This is a genomic window from Erwinia sp. 009765445 (assembly GCF_058137865.1).
This window is the reverse complement of the sequence record NZ_JBYUWC010000004.1, coordinates 245,876-262,837: the sequence shown is the minus strand read 5'-3', so window position 1 is coordinate 262,837 and position 16,962 is coordinate 245,876. Positions and strand designations below refer to the sequence as shown.

General features: G+C 55.5%; 17 protein-coding genes and 1 tRNA gene. 7 read left to right on the top strand and 11 right to left on the bottom strand.

Annotated elements, in window-relative coordinates:
- Positions 1-2 precede the first annotated feature (2 nt).
- Positions 3-1,346, bottom strand: coding sequence for an MFS transporter (locus AC3Y5R_RS05985; RefSeq protein WP_489920563.1), 1,344 nt, complete (start codon positions 1,344-1,346; stop codon positions 3-5).
- 519 nt (positions 1,347-1,865) lie between these two features.
- Between AC3Y5R_RS05985 and garD the strand changes: the two genes are divergently transcribed.
- Positions 1,866-3,425 (top strand): galactarate dehydratase, encoded by a 1,560-nt coding sequence (gene garD, locus AC3Y5R_RS05980; protein WP_489920562.1) that lies wholly within the window; start codon positions 1,866-1,868, stop codon positions 3,423-3,425.
- A 41-nt stretch (positions 3,426-3,466) separates the two neighbouring features.
- On the opposite strand, the gene AC3Y5R_RS05975 is transcribed toward garD, so the two are convergent.
- The 4 genes from AC3Y5R_RS05975 to syd form a co-directional block, all read right to left on the bottom strand.
- Positions 3,467-3,916 (bottom strand): flavodoxin, encoded by a 450-nt coding sequence (locus tag AC3Y5R_RS05975; protein ID WP_489920561.1) that lies wholly within the window; start codon positions 3,914-3,916, stop codon positions 3,467-3,469.
- 21 nt (positions 3,917-3,937) lie between these two features.
- Positions 3,938-4,717 (bottom strand): tRNA pseudouridine(65) synthase TruC, encoded by a 780-nt coding sequence (gene truC / locus AC3Y5R_RS05970; RefSeq protein WP_489920560.1) that lies wholly within the window; start codon positions 4,715-4,717, stop codon positions 3,938-3,940.
- Positions 4,717-5,043 carry a YqcC family protein gene (locus tag AC3Y5R_RS05965; RefSeq protein ID WP_489920559.1) on the bottom strand — a complete coding sequence of 109 codons (327 nt, stop codon included), beginning with the start codon at positions 5,041-5,043 and terminating at the stop codon, positions 4,717-4,719. Before AC3Y5R_RS05965 ends, truC begins: the two co-directional genes overlap by 1 nt.
- A gap of 606 nt (positions 5,044-5,649) precedes the next feature.
- Positions 5,650-6,189 (bottom strand): SecY-interacting protein, encoded by a 540-nt coding sequence (syd, locus tag AC3Y5R_RS05960; protein WP_489920558.1) that lies wholly within the window; start codon positions 6,187-6,189, stop codon positions 5,650-5,652.
- Between the two features lie 72 nt (positions 6,190-6,261).
- Between syd and queF the strand changes: the two genes are divergently transcribed.
- The 3 genes from queF to xni all read left to right on the top strand — a co-directional run bounded on the left by queF (position 6,262) and on the right by xni (position 9,463).
- On the top strand, positions 6,262-7,107 hold the full coding sequence (queF, locus tag AC3Y5R_RS05955) for an NADPH-dependent 7-cyano-7-deazaguanine reductase QueF (RefSeq protein WP_489920557.1): 846 nt from the start codon (positions 6,262-6,264) through the stop codon (positions 7,105-7,107).
- Between the two features lie 190 nt (positions 7,108-7,297).
- Positions 7,298-8,662, top strand: coding sequence for a nucleotide 5'-monophosphate nucleosidase PpnN (gene ppnN, locus AC3Y5R_RS05950; protein ID WP_158784012.1), 1,365 nt, complete (start codon positions 7,298-7,300; stop codon positions 8,660-8,662).
- Positions 8,663-8,707: 45 nt separating this feature from the next.
- Positions 8,708-9,463 carry a flap endonuclease Xni gene (gene xni, locus AC3Y5R_RS05945; protein ID WP_489920556.1) on the top strand — a complete coding sequence of 252 codons (756 nt, stop codon included), beginning with the start codon at positions 8,708-8,710 and terminating at the stop codon, positions 9,461-9,463.
- Positions 9,464-9,671: 208 nt separating this feature from the next.
- Here the strand turns inward: xni and rlmM are convergent, their stop codons facing one another.
- The 4 genes from rlmM to AC3Y5R_RS05925 all read right to left on the bottom strand — a co-directional run bounded on the left by rlmM (position 9,672) and on the right by AC3Y5R_RS05925 (position 12,707).
- Positions 9,672-10,772 (bottom strand): 23S rRNA (cytidine(2498)-2'-O)-methyltransferase RlmM, encoded by a 1,101-nt coding sequence (rlmM, locus tag AC3Y5R_RS05940; RefSeq protein ID WP_489920555.1) that lies wholly within the window; start codon positions 10,770-10,772, stop codon positions 9,672-9,674.
- A complete protein-coding gene (locus AC3Y5R_RS05935; RefSeq protein WP_489920554.1) occupies positions 10,765-11,160 on the bottom strand; it encodes a DUF423 domain-containing protein in 396 nt (131 codons plus the stop codon). The genes rlmM and AC3Y5R_RS05935 overlap by 8 nt, the downstream gene beginning before the upstream one ends.
- A 57-nt stretch (positions 11,161-11,217) precedes the next feature.
- A complete protein-coding gene (locus AC3Y5R_RS05930) occupies positions 11,218-12,135 on the bottom strand; it encodes a transcriptional regulator GcvA (RefSeq protein WP_489920553.1) in 918 nt (305 codons plus the stop codon).
- Positions 12,136-12,482: 347 nt separating this feature from the next.
- A complete protein-coding gene (locus AC3Y5R_RS05925; RefSeq protein WP_489920552.1) occupies positions 12,483-12,707 on the bottom strand; it encodes a YgdI/YgdR family lipoprotein in 225 nt (74 codons plus the stop codon).
- Positions 12,708-12,934: 227 nt separating this feature from the next.
- On the opposite strand from AC3Y5R_RS05925, the gene csdA reads away from it, so the two are divergent.
- On the top strand, positions 12,935-14,140 hold the full coding sequence (gene csdA, locus AC3Y5R_RS05920; protein WP_489920551.1) for a cysteine desulfurase CsdA: 1,206 nt from the start codon (positions 12,935-12,937) through the stop codon (positions 14,138-14,140).
- Between the two features lie 2 nt (positions 14,141-14,142).
- Positions 14,143-14,592: a cysteine desulfurase sulfur acceptor subunit CsdE gene (gene csdE / locus AC3Y5R_RS05915; RefSeq protein WP_489920550.1), complete on the top strand. Its 450-nt coding sequence runs from the start codon at positions 14,143-14,145 to the stop codon at positions 14,590-14,592.
- Between the two features lie 92 nt (positions 14,593-14,684).
- Here the strand turns inward: csdE and tcdA are convergent, their stop codons facing one another.
- Together tcdA and mltA are read right to left on the bottom strand one after the other, a co-directional pair.
- Positions 14,685-15,485, bottom strand: coding sequence for a tRNA cyclic N6-threonylcarbamoyladenosine(37) synthase TcdA (tcdA, locus tag AC3Y5R_RS05910; protein WP_489920549.1), 801 nt, complete (start codon positions 15,483-15,485; stop codon positions 14,685-14,687).
- A gap of 52 nt (positions 15,486-15,537) precedes the next feature.
- Positions 15,538-16,683, bottom strand: a complete 1,146-nt coding sequence (gene mltA / locus AC3Y5R_RS05905) for a murein transglycosylase A (protein ID WP_489920548.1) — start codon at positions 16,681-16,683, stop codon at positions 15,538-15,540.
- Between the two features lie 204 nt (positions 16,684-16,887).
- Between mltA and AC3Y5R_RS05900 the strand changes: the two genes are divergently transcribed.
- Positions 16,888-16,961 (top strand) — tRNA-Met (locus AC3Y5R_RS05900).
- Position 16,962: the final 1 nt, after the last annotated feature.

The window sequence follows — 16,962 nt, the reverse complement described above, 5'->3', positions numbered from 1 at the left end:
CCTTACAGGTGTTTCAGCTCGATACGTTTGATGTCCTGTACCAGCACCAGATAGCTCAGCACCGCGACCAAGGCGTGGATGCCAACGTAGATCAGTGCACCGTTATACGAGCCGGTGGTGGCGATAATGTAGCCAATAGCGATAGGTGTGATGATGCCCGAGATGTTGCCAAACATATTGAACAGGCCGCCGCTGAGGCCACTGATCTCTTTCGGCGCAGTATCTGCCATCACCGCCCAGCCCAGCGCACCAATGCCCTTGCCGAAGAACGCCAGTGCCATAAAGAACACCACCACCCATTCGGTATCGACGTAATTGCACACCACCATAGAGATCGACAGCAGCATCCCCAGCACGATTGGCGTTTTACGCGCGATGTTCAGCGAGCCGGTTTTGCGCATCAGCCAGTCAGAGATAATCCCGCCGAGCACACCACCGAGGAAACCACAGATGGCAGGGATCGAGGCTACCATCCCGGCTTTCAGAATCGACATGCCGCGCGCCTGAACCAGATAGACCGGGAACCAGGTGATAAAGAAGTAGGTTAAGGCGTTAATGCAGTACTGACCGAGATAGATACCGATCATCATCCTCGACCCGACCAGTTGCCTGATCTGGTACATTTTTTCAGCCCAGCTGACTTTGCGATCTTCTTTCTTCTGATCCATGTTGATCAGCGCACCGCCCTGCTCCATGTACTCCAGTTCAGCTTTGTTCACGCCGGGGTGATCGTTCGGGTCACGGATCACTTTCAGCCAGATGAAACTGAGGATGATCCCCAGTCCCCCCATAAACCAGAACACATGCGCCCAGCCCACGGCAGAAACCAGCCAGCCCATGATCGGGGCAAAAATCACCGTGGCGAAGTACTGTGCGGAGTTAAAAATAGCCACCGCGGTGCCACGTTCCTGAGCCGGGAACCAGGCCGCCACAATCCGGCTGTTACCCGGGAAGGAGGGCGCTTCCGCCAGGCCGACCATAAAGCGCAGCATAAACAGCACGGCGATAACGGTGAAACCGTTGAACAGATCGACAAAGCCCTGTAGCAAGGTAAACAGCGACCAGAGGAAAATACTCCAGAAGTAGACGCGGCGGGATCCAAAGCGGTCCAGCAGCCAGCCACCGGGGATCTGTCCGATAACATAGGCCCAGGAGAACGCTGAGAAGATATAGCCCAGACCGACCGGATCCAGACCGATATCCTTCGACATGGCGGAACCGGCAATGGCAATCGTTGCCCGGTCGCCGTAATTGAAAGAGGTGACGATAAACAGCATCACCACTATCCAGTAGCGAGCATTTGTTCTTTTTTGTACCGCGCTCGCAGTACTGCTGATTGAATTCATGATGCACTCCTGAAATTAAGCCAGGGCAAACTCACTCTAAACTGCATACACATCGCGTTGGGTATCAGAATGATGTTGGATTAAACACAGCGATTAAATTTTTATTAGCAGAAACAGCCAGCGTGGCAATCACTCTTCATGGTCGTCAAAAAGTATAGGAATGGCAGCAGGGGAATACATCGGGAAAACGCCCTGGGAAAATGCTTTAAATCAGGCATTGTTATGGCAGTTGCACAATATCCTGCGGGCTGGTTCACGGAACACTGGCAATCTGCGGAGCCGGTCACACTCTGGAGGCATCTCCCTGTCCTTTGTGAGCGTTCTCACTGATAACTGGTATTACGCCAGAAAATAGGGGCGCTGTTGCAGGAATATGTCAGACATCTGCACAATGTTTTTGCCCGACAGCACTTTTATACTGTGAGCAGCAGAATCAGGTCGAAACGTTGGCAAGTCACCCTACGTTTATCAGAGAGAGAAAAACGTCCCCTACACTCTTAAGTCAGGACTTGTCGAGCAATGAACATATCAAGAAACGATCCGCCCCTTTATATTCGGGTAAATGAAAACGATAACGTTGCCATTGTGGTGAATAATAATGGCCTGACGGCAGGCACTGAATTTTCCTGCGGGCTGGTGTTAAAAGAACATATTCCCCAGGGCCATAAAGTGGCACTGAGCGATATTGTTAAAGGCGGCAATATTGTTCGTTACGGTGAGATCATCGGCTATGCGGTGCGCGATATTGCCCGTGGAAGCTGGATTGATGAATCTCTGGTGGTGCTGCCGGAAGCGCCTGCTCTGGGCACCCTGCCACTCGCCAGCAACATTCCCCCTGCACTGCCCCCGCTTGAAGGCTACACCTTCGAGGGTTATCGCAATGCGGACGGCAGCGTGGGCACGAAAAATCTGCTCGGCATCACCACCAGCGTGCACTGCGTGGCGGGTGTGGTGGATTATGTGGTGCAGATTATTGAGCGCCAGTTGCTGCCCCGTTATCCGAACGTTGACGGCGTAGTGGCGCTGAACCATCTCTATGGCTGCGGCGTGGCGATTAATGCCCCGGCGGCCGTGGTGCCAATCCGCACCATCCATAATCTGGCGCTGAACGCCAACTTTGGTGGCGAAGTGATGATTGTCGGCCTGGGGTGCGAGAAGCTGCAGCCAGAGCGCCTGCTGGAAGGAACGCCGGATGTCCAGGCGATATCGCTGGGTGAAGAAGATGTCGTGCGGCTGCAGGATGAAAAACACGTCGGCTTCGAGTCAATGGTCAACGATATCCTGCAGGTCGCCGAACGTCATTTGCAGCGCCTGAATCAGCGCACACGTGAAACAGTCCCCGCCTCTGAGCTGATTGTCGGCATGCAGTGCGGCGGCAGCGACGCTTTTTCCGGCGTGACGGCGAACCCGGCGGTGGGCTTTGCTTCCGATTTACTGGTGCGCTGCGGCGCGACGGTGATGTTTTCTGAAGTCACTGAAGTGCGCGATGCGGTGCATTTGCTCACACCACGGGTAGTCAGTAGAGAGGTGGGAGAGCGGCTGCTGGAAGAGATGGCCTGGTATGACGACTACCTCAATATGGGGCAGACCGATCGCAGCGCCAACCCCTCCCCCGGTAATAAAAAAGGCGGACTGGCGAACGTGGTGGAAAAAGCGCTGGGGTCGATTGCCAAATCTGGCCGCAGCGCCATTATGGAAGTCCTGTCACCAGGGCAGCGCCCGACAAAGCGCGGGCTGATTTATGCCGCCACTCCGGCCAGTGACTTTGTCTGCGGGACTCAGCAGATGGCTTCCGGCATCACCCTGCAGGTATTTACTACCGGACGGGGCACGCCTTACGGACTGGCAGCCATCCCGGTGATCAAAATGGCGACCCGCACCGCTCTGGCTGACAGATGGCATGATTTGATGGACATCAATGCAGGGACTATTGCCACCGGAGAGGAAACTATCGAGCAGGTGGGCTGGAGACTGTTTGAGCTGATTCTGGATATTGCCAGCGACCGCAAGGAGACCTGGTCTGACCGCTGGGGGATTCACAATGCGCTGTCGGTGTTTAACCCGGCACCGGTGACCTGACCGATAAGACGCCCTGGCAGCGGAAGCCGGGGCGACAAACATCAGCCGAGCTGTTTCGCCCACTGGTCAACCCACGGAGAGGTAATCTCTTCCGGCTCCGGATTTTCAGTTGCATCCACCATCAGCACCTCACCCACACGCTGAGCCGCATGCTCCTGCAGCAGCGCATCAAACTGTTTACCGCCTCCACAAAAATCATCGTAGCTGCTGTCGCCCAGCGCAATCACGCCATAGCGCAGCGTGGGCTGGTGTCCCAGCTTATCTTTGATGGCGTGGAACAGCGGCACGATGCTGTCAGGCAGATCGCCCTGCCCGGTGGTGGAGGTGATAACCAGCGCCACACCTTCGCTGTAGCGCTGCCACTCTTCCAGCGTCGGGTCTTCAAAAATCTTGACCTGATGCCCCTGATCGGCCAGCAGAGGCTCCGCTTCCTCAGCGACCAACAGCGCGTTACCGTAAACCGTGCCAACAAAAATGCCTACCTGAGCCATGCTTTTCTCCTTTCCGGGCGCTTATTCTGAGGCACTATCCTGAGGGTAAGCCGGGTCAAACTCAACCCCCGGAAGATGAGGGAGACACGTCTGCCAGCCGAAAGGCGCCATTATTCCCTGCCAGGCCTTATCCAGCCCGGCCCGCAGCAGCAGTGCTTCCCCGGTAACGGGATGGGTCAGCTGCAGCTCACTGGCATGCAGCATCAGACGGTTCATGCCAAAGTTCTGCGCGGCGCTGCGGTTCTGGCGCAAATCACCATGCGCGGTGTCGCCAATAATCGGGTGACGCAGATGGGTCATATGGCGACGCAGCTGGTGTTTGCGGCCGCTCTGGGGTTTCAGCTCCACCAGCGAATAACGTGAGGTCTCGTAACGGCTGACCGGTACCGGCAGTTCGGCGGTTGCCAACCCACGCCAATGGGTCACCGCTGGCTGCGGGGCTTTTTCAGGATTAGCGAATTTATCGGCAATCTTGTCCAGCTCTTCGGTCAGGGCATAGTCGAGGGTTTCCTCGCCTTCAAGCCAGCCCCTGACCACAGCATGGTAAGTTTTCTGCAGCTGGTACTGCTCAAACTGTTCTGACAGCTGGCGGGCAACCTCGCGGGACAGGGCCATCAGCAAAACGCCTGAGGTCGGGCGATCCAACCGGTGAACGGTGAAAACATGCTGGCCAATCTGATCGCGCACCGTCTGCATGACAAAAACTTTTTCATGCCGGTCCAGCCAGCTGCGGTGAACCAGCCAACCCGCAGGTTTATTCACGGCCACCAGCCATTGATCCTGATAAATAATCTCCAGCATCAGGCGTCATGCTCAAAAAGCTGATCCAGCTCGTTCAGGGCGTGCAGGAGTGTGGCACGGGCGGGGATCTCCCCTTCCAGCGCCATTTCATAATAAGGTGCCACGGCCAGTTTGATCGGCAGGGCAGCACCGGCATCCAGCATTGCCTGCATGCGCGGCAGTAGCACCCACTGCAGCCACTGTACCGGCATCATGGTATCCACGCAAAAAGGCTCCTGGCTCCCAAAAGCCTCAGAATTCGGTGCGCAGGATTGCCACAGCCCCGCGTCTTGTAATATTTGCTGGATCGCCTGTAAGCGTTCCCGAACCAGCTGTTCACGGCTCATCAGCGCTCTCCTGTCGGTCAAAGAGTTTAATAAAAGGGCCGCAAGCATAGCATTCACGCGCGGGAGAGGTAAAAGTATGGACGAAAAAAAGGGAGCACTGTAATAACAGTGCTCCCGGTTCGTTCGCAGCCATCCAGCTACATTAATGCTCCCTGCTCATCCTTGATAACTATGTCCCTAAAGTGTTCCCTACAATTTCACCATCTGTGGTGATAGTCCCTTAGCATCCTGGCTCGCTGCCTATTCTGGCAGCTCACATTCTCCGTCCTGGAGGTGTCCCTTAACTCTTCCTGAGATGTTCCCTTTATCTTCGTCCTGAAGACTTTCCCTGCAGCATCTTCCAGATGTGTCCTGACTCAATCCTTAAGCCACAGCATCCTTTCCGATGAGTGCTATTTTGCCCGATTGTCATAAGCAAACAATATGGCTCACAGCTCTTTTTTGATCAGGAAGGGGTTTTTATAAATCCTGTTTTTATCAACATCATGATTTACAATACTTTTCGCAAATAACCCCAGGAATACTCTGTACTTATAAAAGCGATCTCTTACAGGTTATGTAAGAGATGTCTCACAACGGTGCCAGCCCTTTTCCGCATTTACTCCATTAAAAGGTGACGGATAAGAGAAATGTTGCCAGATCGCCAGCCAGCACGGTCCGCTTCAGGGTACCGAGCTGTTCCAGCACCACTTCCCCATTCAGATTACAGACCGAGATCACTTCCAGTTCAGAGTCCGTGGTGGCGATAAACAGCGTCGGAGAGTGCTTAAGACGGCGCTTCATCACCAGGTGACCAATCAGGTTTTCCTGCACACGAACAAAATCTTCCTCACTCCAGGTCTGCAGTAAAGTACAGGATTGTCCATTGATGCTGGCAGCCATATCTCCCGCGAACTGTGAAGTGTACCAGGCCACCACGGAGGGCTGGATGCGCAGATCCAGTGCCCGCTCAACGGCCTCCAGATTTTGCGCAAGGGTAAACGGCTGTGGCAGCCAGAACACTTCATCGTCCCCCGTATGCTGCACGCAGGGAGAAGGCACGCCATACAGCTCGCTGCTGGCTGGCGCATGGCCGCTCTTCTGCTGCCAGACCTCACAATATTGGCGGGTAAATTCAGTCAGTGCGCGGGAAGTCTCTTCAATCATTCTTTTTTCACTCTCTGCTGCCTGGGTTACACTAAGGCTAAGCCCATATTGGGAAACGATTAAGGTAAAACCATGTCTTTAAAGGATCCACATCAGGCGCTCAGCGGTCTGCCCCTGGGAAAACCAACAGAATACCACGATATCTACCAGCCCTCTTTGCTGCAGGCCGTGCCGCGCAGTATGAATCGCGAGCCGCTGGGTCTTTTCCCGGAAAGTTTACCCTTTCACGGCACGGATATCTGGACGCTGTACGAATTGTCCTGGCTGAATGCCAAAGGGCTGCCGCAGGTGGCCGTCGGTGAAGTGACCCTGAACGCCGACAGCATCAATCTGATCGAATCCAAAAGCTTCAAACTCTACCTTAACAGCTTTAATCAGACCCGTTTTGCGGACTGGGGCGAAGTGCGCGCCACGCTGGAGCGGGATCTAAGCGCCTGTGCGCAGGGAGAAGTGAACGTGGCGCTGTTCCGCCTGCAGGAAGTGGAAGGCCAGCCCATCGGTCACTTCAGCGGCTACTGTATTGATGAGCAGGATATCGAAATCGATAGCTACCAGTTCAGCACCGACTATCTGCAGCAGTCCACGCAGGCTGAAGTGGTGGAAGAGCAGCTGGTCAGCCATCTGCTGAAATCTAACTGTCTGATCACCAACCAGCCTGACTGGGGCTCGGTGCAGATCAGCTATCGCGGGCCACGTATTCAGCGTGAAGCGCTGCTGCGCTACCTGGTCTCTTTCCGTCACCATAACGAATTCCATGAGCAGTGCGTCGAGCGCATTTTCAACGATATTCTGCGCTTCTGTCAGCCTGAAAGCCTGAGCGTTTACGCCCGTTATACCCGCCGCGGCGGGCTGGATATCAATCCGTGGCGCAGCAGCGGCGAGTTTAAACCAGGGCTTTCCCGCCTGGTTCGCCAGTAATTTGCTCTCTTTTTGCGTAACGTTACGCATAACCAGGCAGCACGCTATTGTTAAACCCCCGCGGACAAAGCTACTCTGAAGGTGGGCGAACGGTTTCCCCCGCCCAGGGACATTCCCTCTCCACGACGAGGTGCCAGTCTGGCTACCCGTCGGGAGCGATCACCACCCGGATGGGTGTAAAGGAGTTAATTTGATTACCCAAATCAGCCCGTTAGGCTCAATGGATTTGCTGTCCCAACTGGAAGTCGACATGCTGAAACGGACGGCCAGCAGCGACCTTTACCAACTCTTCCGCAACTGTTCTCTTGCCGTACTGAACTCCGGCAGCCAGACCGACAGCAGTCATGAGCTGTTGTCCCGTTTTGAAGATTTCGACATCAACGTGCTGCGTCGCGAGCGCGGCGTAAAGCTGGAGTTGTTGAATCCACCGGATGAGGCCTTTGTCGATGGCCGCATTATCCGCTCGCTGCAGGCTAACCTGTTTGCCGTTTTGCGTGACATTCTGTTCGTTAACGGTCAGATCGACAGCGCCGACCGCTTCCAGCATCTGAACATTGATGACTCAGTGCATATCACCAACCTGGTGTTTTCCATCCTGCGTAACGCGCGGGCACTGCATGTTGGCGAAGAGCCGAACACCGTGGTGTGCTGGGGCGGGCACTCGATTAATGCCGTTGAATATCAGTATTGCCGTAACGTCGGTTCACAACTGGGCCTGCGCGAGCTGAACATCTGTACCGGTTGCGGGCCAGGGGTGATGGAAGCACCCATGAAAGGTGCGGCAGTGGGTCATGCGCAGCAGCGTTATAAAGAAGGCCGCTTTATTGGTCTGACTGAGCCTTCGATTATCGCCGCTGAGCCGCCGAACCCACTGGTCAATGAGCTGATCATCATGCCGGACATTGAGAAGCGTCTTGAGGCATTTGTGCGTATCGCCCACGGCATCATCATCTTCCCGGGCGGGGTGGGAACAGCGGAAGAGCTGCTCTATCTGCTGGGTATTTTGATGAATCCGCGCAACCAGGATCAGATCCTGCCGCTGATACTGACTGGACCAAAAGAGAGCGCAGACTACTTCCGCGTGATGGACGAATTTATCGTCAGCACGCTGGGTGAAGCCGCCCGCCAGCACTACACCATCATTATTGATGATGCGCCTGAAGTGGCCCGGCTGATGAAAAAAGCGATGCCAAAAGTGAAAGAGCACCGTCGTGAAACTGGCGATGCCTACAGCTTTAACTGGGCTATCCGCATCGCGCCGGATCTGCAGGTGCCGTTCGTGCCGACGCATGAAAATATGGCGAACCTGAACCTCTATCCAGATCAGCCAGCCGAGCAGCTTGCGGCAGCCCTGCGCCGGGCATTCTCCGGCATCGTGGCCGGTAACGTGAAGGATGTTGGCGTGCGGGCCATTAAAGAGAAAGGCCCATATAAGCTGCATGGCGATCCGGAAATGATGCGCCGCATGGACGATTTGTTACAGGGATTTGTTGCCCAGCACCGTATGAAGCTGCCGGGAACGGCCTACATCCCCTGCTACGAAATCATCAAGTAATCTTCTCCGGAGCGGCAGCCATGCCGCTCCCCTTCGTGCCTGACTATGACTATTCATTTATTGATTGTTGACGCCCTGAATCTGATTCGTCGTATCCATGCGGTTCAGGGTTCACCGTGCCAGGAAGCCTGCGTCCATGCGCTCACGCAGCTGATCCTGCACAGCCAGCCGACCCATGCAGTCGCCGTGTTTGATGATGATGACCGCCACCAGGGCTGGCGTCACCAGCTGCTGCCGGACTATAAAGCGGGACGCTCGCCGATGCCGGATACGCTGAAAGAGGAGATGCAGCGGCTGCGCGAGGCCTTTGCCGCAGCAGGCGTTCCCTGCTGGCATGCTGCCGGAGAAGAAGCTGACGATCTGGCGGCCACGCTGGCGGCGAAGGTTGCAGCCAGCGGCCACCAGGCCACTATCGTCTCCACCGACAAGGGGTACTGCCAGCTGCTGGCACCCAATATTCTGATCCGCGACTACTTTCAGAAGCGCTGGCTGGACGTGCCGTTTATCAGCAAGGAGTTCGGCGTAACGCCTGGCCAACTCCCGGATTATTGGGGACTGGCCGGGATCGGCAGCAGTAAGATCCCCGGCGTGGCGGGTATCGGTGCCAAAAGTGCAGCACAGTTGCTGCAGGAGTTCGGCACGCTGGAAGGGATCTATCAGAACCTGCCCGCAGTCGCGGAGAAGTGGCGGAAAAAACTGGAGCAGCACAGGGAGATGGCTGAGGTCTGCCGACAGGTTGCCACCCTGAAAACCGATCTGGCAATGGAAGGAAATCTGAAGGAGCTGCGGCTGCAGAAATAAGTGGGTAATACGGGCTGGTGCAGGGAGAAACTATTGGTCGGGGACGCCACGTGTCACTGGAAGAAACATATGACTCTCTGCCTGGGTTAAATAATCATCAGCCACGCTTTTGTGGCGAAAGTTGAAAGTAGCCTCCTGTAAGCGTCAGTGGCAAGACCTGTAAAAAAGGCTCCGAAACGGAGCCTTTTAGCATGATAAATCGCGCAGGTTATCGCTCGTCGCGACGACCCGGGGTCGCGCCCCAGAGGCGACGGATATGCACCGTGACTTCTTCGCGATCGTGGTACAGTTGGCGAGCCTGAATCTGGGCATTAATGCCGTTCGCTTTCAGCCTCTCATCAATCATCGCCAAATTTTGCGAAACCTCTTCATAGCGTTTTTTCATTGGCAGCTTCAGGTTGAAGATCGCCTCGCGGCACCAGCCATTCACCAGCCAGTCCGCCATCAGGTTCGCTACCCGCACCGGCTTCTCCACCATATCGCACACCAGCCAGTAGATATTACTGCGCGTCGGATGATACCTGAAGCCGTCTTCCCTGTGATGGAAAACCTGCCCGGTATCCATCAGGCTCGGTGCCATCGGGCCATTATCAATGGCGTGGACCATCATGCTGCGTTTGACTAACTGATACGTCCAGCCGCCCGGACAGGCACCCAAATCCACCGCGTACATACCGCTTGCCAGACGCTCATCCCACTCATCCGCAGGAATAAAGACGTGAAACGCCTCTTCCAGCTTCAGCGTCGAACGGCTTGGTGCATCAGACGGGAACTTCAGGCGTGGAATGCCCATAAAGAACGGCGAGTTGTTCTGCGGCAGGGAATAGCCGACGTAACAGTGGCCCGGCGCAATAAAGAACACGTGTACCACCGGGCGCTTGTTACTCTCGTAATTCAGCAACACCCCGGCGGCGCGAAGGCTGGCACGCAGCGGCACAGTGAACTTCCGGCAGAATTTCAGCAACTCTTTACTTTCGTTAGTGTCGGGAACCTCAACACGCAGTTCGCCGCCCTTCTCCACCACACCTGTCAGCATACCGGTTACCGGAGCCACCCGATCTTCCGGCTGCAGGTCACGCAGCAGTTCTCCCACTACGATCATCTGGCGGGAGAAAATCAGCTCGCTGAACGTCAGTTCACTCACCAGTTTCTCCGCCTCTTCCGGCTGATAGCACTCAAACAGTACGTAGCCGGAACTCTCCTTAACCCGCGCAAAGCCAAACACATTGCGGGCTGCAGCTTTCGCAGTGATCTCCGCCGCACACTCTTTCTCAAAACCCTGGCGGCAGTAGAGTAAAACTTTATTCATGGCGTTCTGCCTTTTTTTTCAGACGCAGCGCGCCAACCAACATCAAAATCCAGCCCACCAGGAAGCAGGTGCCCCCAATCGGCGTAACATAAACCCACAGCTTCAGATGGGACAGCGCCAGGCAGTACAGACTGCCGCTGAATAACACCGTGCCCAGCGCCAGAAACGCGCTGCTCCAGTAAAACCAGATATTAGCCCGGCGCAGCATCGCCGCCGCCAGGCCGAGGATTGCCAGAGTGTGGAAGCCCTGATACTCCAGGCCGGTTTTCAGCCAGGCCATTTCAGTCGCTCCCAGCGACTGACTCAGAACATGCGCGCCAAAAGCGCCCAGCATGACATAAACAAATCCGCTGATGGCTGAAAAAATCAGCATTGCACGACTAGACATTCAATCATCCTCAAGGAGTGCATGCGCCGCCTGGGCCACGCATGACGAAATCACAGTTCAGCTCTCATAACGGAAGCGAAACTTTTCCTGTTCGCTGGCCGCTTTCGCCAGGATCCACTGGCGGAAGGCGGCTATTTTACCCAGTTCTGCCTGACTGTCATGACAAACCAGATAAAAAGCATTTTTACTGACTAAAACATCATTAAACGGGCAGGCCAGCCGTCCGGCTTCAATCTCCGTTTGCGCCATCACGTTATTGGCCAGCGCCACCCCCTGACCATGAATTGCTGCCTGCAACACCATGGCGCTGTGGCTGAAGATTGGTCCGTGTTGCACATTAATATGGGCCACGCCCAGCTGCCGGGTATAAGACTGCCAGTCACGGCGGGAGGCATCATGCAGCAACGTATTGCGGGCGAGATCTTCCGGCGTCTTCAGAGGGTTATCACCGGTCAGCAACAACGGCGAGCAAACAGGCAGCAAATACTCCGCGTAAAGTTTTTCCACCCTCAGACCCGGCCAGTTACCACGTCCGTAGAAAATCGCCACGTCCACGTCGTCGGCCAGTTTCTCTTCATCCCGGTCTACCGCCTGAATACGCACGTCGATTCCCGGATAAGCTGAGTTAAAGCTTGAGAGACGGGGAACCAGCCACTGAATGGCAAAGCTGGGCAGCAGACTGACGGTCAGCGCACCCTTGGCACTGCGTGCCTGAAGTTTGCGGGTTGCCTCGTTCAGTGCGGTAAAAATCTCTTTAATATCGAGATAATAGCTCTGCCCCTCTTCGGTCAGCAGCAGCGATCGGTTTCGCCGCCGGAACAGCTTCAGGCCCAGGAAATCCTCCAGTGACTTGATTTGATGGCTGACCGCAGCCTGGGTGACGAACAACTCTTCCGCGGCTTTGGTAAAGCTGAGATGACGCGCGGCTGCATCAAAAACACGCAGCGCATTTAAAGGAGGAAGACGTTTAGACATGGTTACCGGAGACTGAGTAATGACATCGGGACGCACCGCTTTTGACGAAGCTTTACGTATTAGTTTTTTTTATCCGAGCCATTATAATTTGTCCGTTGAGGATGCACCAGCAAATACCTATAGTTGCCGCACTTCCTGAGCCGGAACGAAAAGCAGTTTGAAATTTAAGCGTTTACGCGGGGTTTTGAAAGGCTTTTGGCTTTTGGTCGTGATGTTGTGTTTGCAATTGGTCTGACGATTTTCGGACCAGGTAGCCTGTCTACCGTAGTATTCCTGAAGATTTACCCTGTCTGTCCATAGTGATATTAGTAGCACCGCAAATTGCGGTGCTTTTTTTTGCCTGAAACTTACTGGCCCATTTCGACCATTTCTTTCACGTCAGAGCGATTAATCTGCTGTTTGTTGCCGTTGGCATCCTGGTAGCTGATCATTCCTGTATCCGTATCGACAACAGGTTTGCCTTCGGCGACGATAGTCCGGCCATCATTGGTATGCATCACATAGTTGCTGGAACAGGCGGCCAGAGCAAAAGTCATGGCACAGGCGGCCATAATAGCAGCGAATTTTTTCATCTTTATTTCTCCTTGCAGATAGTAATGCGATAAACCACCCGCCAGCCACGACCAGAAGGCGAAAAACGAGTAAATTGCCTGTCTGAAGGTCGCTTATTTGCGGGTAATAGTTTAAACCTTGCATAATTCAGGATAACTCGCTTTTCCAACATTGCCAGGAAAGTGCCAGTAATTCAGAGTGGTCCTGTAAAGAACCGCACCAATCCATCATTCGCATCGAGGAGAGTATGACGTCATTCACCCCCGCTCAGTTTCGCCAGCAGTTCCCTGCTCTGGCCGATGCCGGCATCTATCTCGACAGCGCGGCCACCACGCTGAAGCCAGAGGCGGTGATCCAGGCAACCCAACAATTTTACAGCCTGAGCGCCGGTACTGTGCACCGCAGCCAGTTTGCCGCAGCAAAGGAGTTGACCGAACGCTATGAGGACGCCCGCAGTCAGGTCGCCCTTTTGTTAAACGCCCCTGCTGCCGACAGTATTGTCTGGACTAAAGGCACGACCGAGGCAATAAACTTCGTCGCTCAGGGCTATTTCCGCCCCCGCCTGCAGCCCGGGGATGAGATCATCGTCAGTGAGGCCGAGCACCATGCTAACCTGGTGCCGTGGCTGATGGTGGCGGAACAGACCGGCGCGAAAGTGATCAAATGGCCGCTGGGCGAAGACCTGCTGCCGGATATTGCCCTGCTTGGGCAACTACTCACTTCACGCACCCGGTTACTGGCGCTGGGGCAGATGTCCAACGTCACCGGCGGCTGCCCGGACCTGAGACAAGCCATTACGCTGGCCCATCAGTCAGGTGCAAAGGTGATGATCGACGGTGCGCAGGGTGTGGTTCACGCACCAGCGGATGTGCAGGCGCTGGACATTGATTTTTATGCCTTCTCTGCCCACAAACTGTATGGCCCGATGGGCATTGGCGCGCTGTATGGCAAACCTGAGCTGCTGGAAGAGATGCAGCCGTGGCAGGGCGGCGGCAAAATGCTGTCAACAGTGACTTTTGAGGGGTTCACACCGCAACCGGTGCCGTGGCGCTTTGAGGCGGGTACACCTAACGTGGCCGGTGTGATTGGCCTCAGTGCGGCACTGACCTGGCTGGCAGAGCTGAACCTGGCTCAGGCGGAGAGCTGGAGCTGCGGGCTGGCCGATCTGGCCGAAGAGCGTCTCTCCGCCCTGCCCGGTTTCCGCAGCTTTCGCGCCAGCCGTTCCTGCCTGCTGTCGTTTGATATTGTTGGCGTGCATCACAGTGATGTGGTCACGCTGCTGGCAGAAAGTGGTATCTCGCTGCGGGCCGGTCAGCACTGTGCTCAGCCACTGTTACAGGCACTTGGCGTCAGCGGGACTTTGCGCGCCTCATTTGCGCCCTATAATACGCTTAACGATGTTGAAGCGCTGGTCAGCAGTATGACCACCGCCCTGGACCTGCTGGCAAACTGACTATGACTTCTTTACTTGCTCCCCATCCGTTTGGCGACCTGATTACTGCCGACGGCCTGAAACAAAAATTTTCGGTCTTCACACAATGGGAAGACCGCTATCGTCAGTTAATCATAATGGGCAAACAGCTTCCTGCCCTGCCAGAAGAGCTGAAAACGGCAGAGATTGAGCTGAGTGGCTGTGAGAACCGCGTCTGGCTGGGACATCAGCATCTGGCCGATGGCAGCCTGCATTTCTATGGCGACAGTGAAGGCCGCATCGTGCGGGGATTGCTGGCAGTACTGCTGACGGCAGCAGAAGGTCAGCAGCCCGCCGCGCTGTTGCAACAGGATCCGCTGGCCTTGTTTGACGACCTGGGGCTGCGTAATCAACTCAGCGCGTCACGCAGCGCCGGTCTGACAGCGCTGGCAGAAGCGGTGATGCAAGCGGCCAGGCAGTCAAATGGTGAGTAAGTCTGCCTGACGGGCGGGCTAGACGGTAACGATGAATCAATTTGTCAGGCGAGCTGGCCGCGCAGAAATGACAGTTTAACCTGCCGGGCCGATTAGCCGCGGGCCGCTTTAGCCATCATTTTTTTTAACACGTGCGAAACGGCAACAAAGCCGAAGGTGGCGGTGACCATGGTCGCCGCACCAAAACCTGAAGCACAGTCCATTCGCTTAGGTCCCTCCGCCGTGCTACGGGAAGCACAGACCGATCCATCCGGCTGAGGGTACATCAGCGCTTCGGTAGAAAATACGCAGTCGATCCCCAGCTTCCCTTTGCTGTTTTTCACAATGTTGAAATCGTGCTTCAGGCGCTCGCGCAGCTTAGCAGCCAGCGGATCCTGAATCGTTTTCGCCAAATCGGCCACCTGAATCTGGGTGGGATCGATTTGCCCGCCTGCGCCACCGGTTGTCACCAGCGGGATCTTATTGCGGCGGCACCAGGCCAGCAGCGCCGCTTTTGGCCGAACGCTGTCGATAGCATCTATCACGTAATTGAAACCGGCGCTCATCAGTTCCGCCGTATTGTCTGCGGTAATAAAATCATCCACGCAGGTCACCTTGCACTCGGGATTGATCGCCAGAATACGCCCGGCCATCACTTCGGTCTTCGCCTGCCCTACCGTCTCTTTCAGCGCGTGGATTTGCCGGTTGGTATTCGTCACACAGACATCGTCCATATCGATCAGGGTTATCGCCCCGATACCGGTGCGAGCCAGCGCTTCCGCCGCCCACGAACCCACGCCGCCAATGCCAACCACGCAGATATGCGCCTCAGCGAAAAGCTGCAGGGCTGGTTGCCCATAGAGGCGGGCCGTACCGCCAAAGCGTTGCAGCCAGGCGTCAGAGAGAGAAGTCATGCTTTACCTCAGAATTCTGCAGCGGGCTGGCTCCGCAGCCCGCTGCAGGCAGTTATTTTTGCGTTAACAGATCCTGGTCGCCAGTGCTGTTTTGTGCAGAAGAGAAGAGCGGCGTGCCTGCGCCAGGAGCCGTTTTCAGCACCCATACGCGGCCATAATGATTGAACCAGCCCGCCATATGACCGGCATCCGGGCCAATGCCCTGGTAGATATCAAAATGCTGCCCTTTAATAGCGCCGCCCACGTCGAGCGAAACCATCATGCGCATCTCATATTTTCCGGTAAATTTACCTTTATTGTCCAGTAACGGCACTTCAGCCAGCAGTGCGGTGCCCGGCGGGATCAGCGAACGATCGGCAGCGACCGAGGCTTTGGCAATCAACGGCACGGCGCTGGCGCCACGAACCGGCGCAAAATTCTCGGGTTTAAAGAACACAAAGGAGGGGTTCTGTTCCAGCAGCTCACGCACTTCTGCCGGGCTGTGCTCTTCACCCCACTGGCGAATGGCCTGCATCGACATGTCTTCGCGCTTCACTTCACCGCGGTCGATCAGCACTTTACCAATGCTGCGATAGGCATGGCCATTTTTACCACCATAGCCAAAGAACATCAGCGGGCGACCGTCGCCGTAATCGACATAGCCGCTACCCTGCACGTCCATAATGAAGTTATCCATCAGAGAGTTGCTGTAGCCCACAACATAGCGCTCACCCAGCGCACCGCTGTAGATTTCCGCGCGGCTTGGCAGACGACGCTTACCGCGAGGTGGCATTCGGTATAAAGGATACTGGAACTCACCCTGGCGGGTGTCGCGGGCTTCGATCACGGGCGTATAGTAGCCGGTAAACTGCACGTTGCCGTAGTTGTCGGTCCCTTCCATCTGGTAAGCGTCCAGACCGAACTGGCGTAGCTGGCGGGTATCACCACCGGCCATCAGCCAGCTTTTAATCGCACTGTAAGTGGTGGTCTGCCGGGTGAACATAGCGGGCGAGGCGTACTGGATTTCCGACACCTGGTCGGCAAAATCTTTGCCGTTAACCGGACGCCCTTTGGCATTGGGCTGATTCACCAGCCCCAGCGGCTGATCCAGCTTGCCATCCTTATACTGCTGGCCACGATCGGTCGGTTTTGAGGAACATCCCGCCAGCAGGGCGATAAACACCCCGGTTATTACATACTTCGCCCAACGTCCTTTCATTACGGTGCCACCTCTCTGCGTAATTGCAGGCCGAAGATAGCAAAGCCACCGGGAGATTTAAACGTGCTGAAGGTAAAGATCGCCAGTACAGGCGCAACATTACGGCATATGAGGAAGAATTGAGCAGTAAGCGCTATTTTCACAACTTTATCGCAGAAAGGGGTTGCAACCAAACTCACTCAGCGTATAGTGCGCTTCCACAGACGCGGGATGGAGCAGCCTGGTAGCTCGTCGGGCTCATAACCCGAAGGTCGTCGGTTCAAATCCGGCTCCCGCAAC

Coding starts and splice junctions, on each gene's coding strand:
- garD (WP_489920562.1), top strand. CDS start 1,866: ATGAACATATCAAGAAACGATCCGCCCCTTTATATTCGGGTAAATGAA.
- AC3Y5R_RS05975 (WP_489920561.1), bottom strand. CDS start 3,916: ATGGCTCAGGTAGGCATTTTTGTTGGCACGGTTTACGGTAACGCGCTG.
- AC3Y5R_RS05965 (WP_489920559.1), bottom strand. CDS start 5,043: ATGAGCCGTGAACAGCTGGTTCGGGAACGCTTACAGGCGATCCAGCAA.
- xni (WP_489920556.1), top strand. CDS start 8,708: ATGACTATTCATTTATTGATTGTTGACGCCCTGAATCTGATTCGTCGT.
- mltA (WP_489920548.1), bottom strand. CDS start 16,683: ATGAAAGGACGTTGGGCGAAGTATGTAATAACCGGGGTGTTTATCGCC.
- AC3Y5R_RS05925 (WP_489920552.1), bottom strand. CDS start 12,707: ATGAAAAAATTCGCTGCTATTATGGCCGCCTGTGCCATGACTTTTGCT.
- rlmM (WP_489920555.1), bottom strand. CDS start 10,772: ATGAATAAAGTTTTACTCTACTGCCGCCAGGGTTTTGAGAAAGAGTGT.
- queF (WP_489920557.1), top strand. CDS start 6,262: ATGTCTTTAAAGGATCCACATCAGGCGCTCAGCGGTCTGCCCCTGGGA.
- csdA (WP_489920551.1), top strand. CDS start 12,935: ATGACGTCATTCACCCCCGCTCAGTTTCGCCAGCAGTTCCCTGCTCTG.
- tcdA (WP_489920549.1), bottom strand. CDS start 15,485: ATGACTTCTCTCTCTGACGCCTGGCTGCAACGCTTTGGCGGTACGGCC.
- syd (WP_489920558.1), bottom strand. CDS start 6,189: ATGATTGAAGAGACTTCCCGCGCACTGACTGAATTTACCCGCCAATAT.
- AC3Y5R_RS05985 (WP_489920563.1), bottom strand. CDS start 1,346: ATGAATTCAATCAGCAGTACTGCGAGCGCGGTACAAAAAAGAACAAAT.
- csdE (WP_489920550.1), top strand. CDS start 14,143: ATGACTTCTTTACTTGCTCCCCATCCGTTTGGCGACCTGATTACTGCC.
- AC3Y5R_RS05935 (WP_489920554.1), bottom strand. CDS start 11,160: ATGTCTAGTCGTGCAATGCTGATTTTTTCAGCCATCAGCGGATTTGTT.
- AC3Y5R_RS05930 (WP_489920553.1), bottom strand. CDS start 12,135: ATGTCTAAACGTCTTCCTCCTTTAAATGCGCTGCGTGTTTTTGATGCA.
- truC (WP_489920560.1), bottom strand. CDS start 4,717: ATGCTGGAGATTATTTATCAGGATCAATGGCTGGTGGCCGTGAATAAA.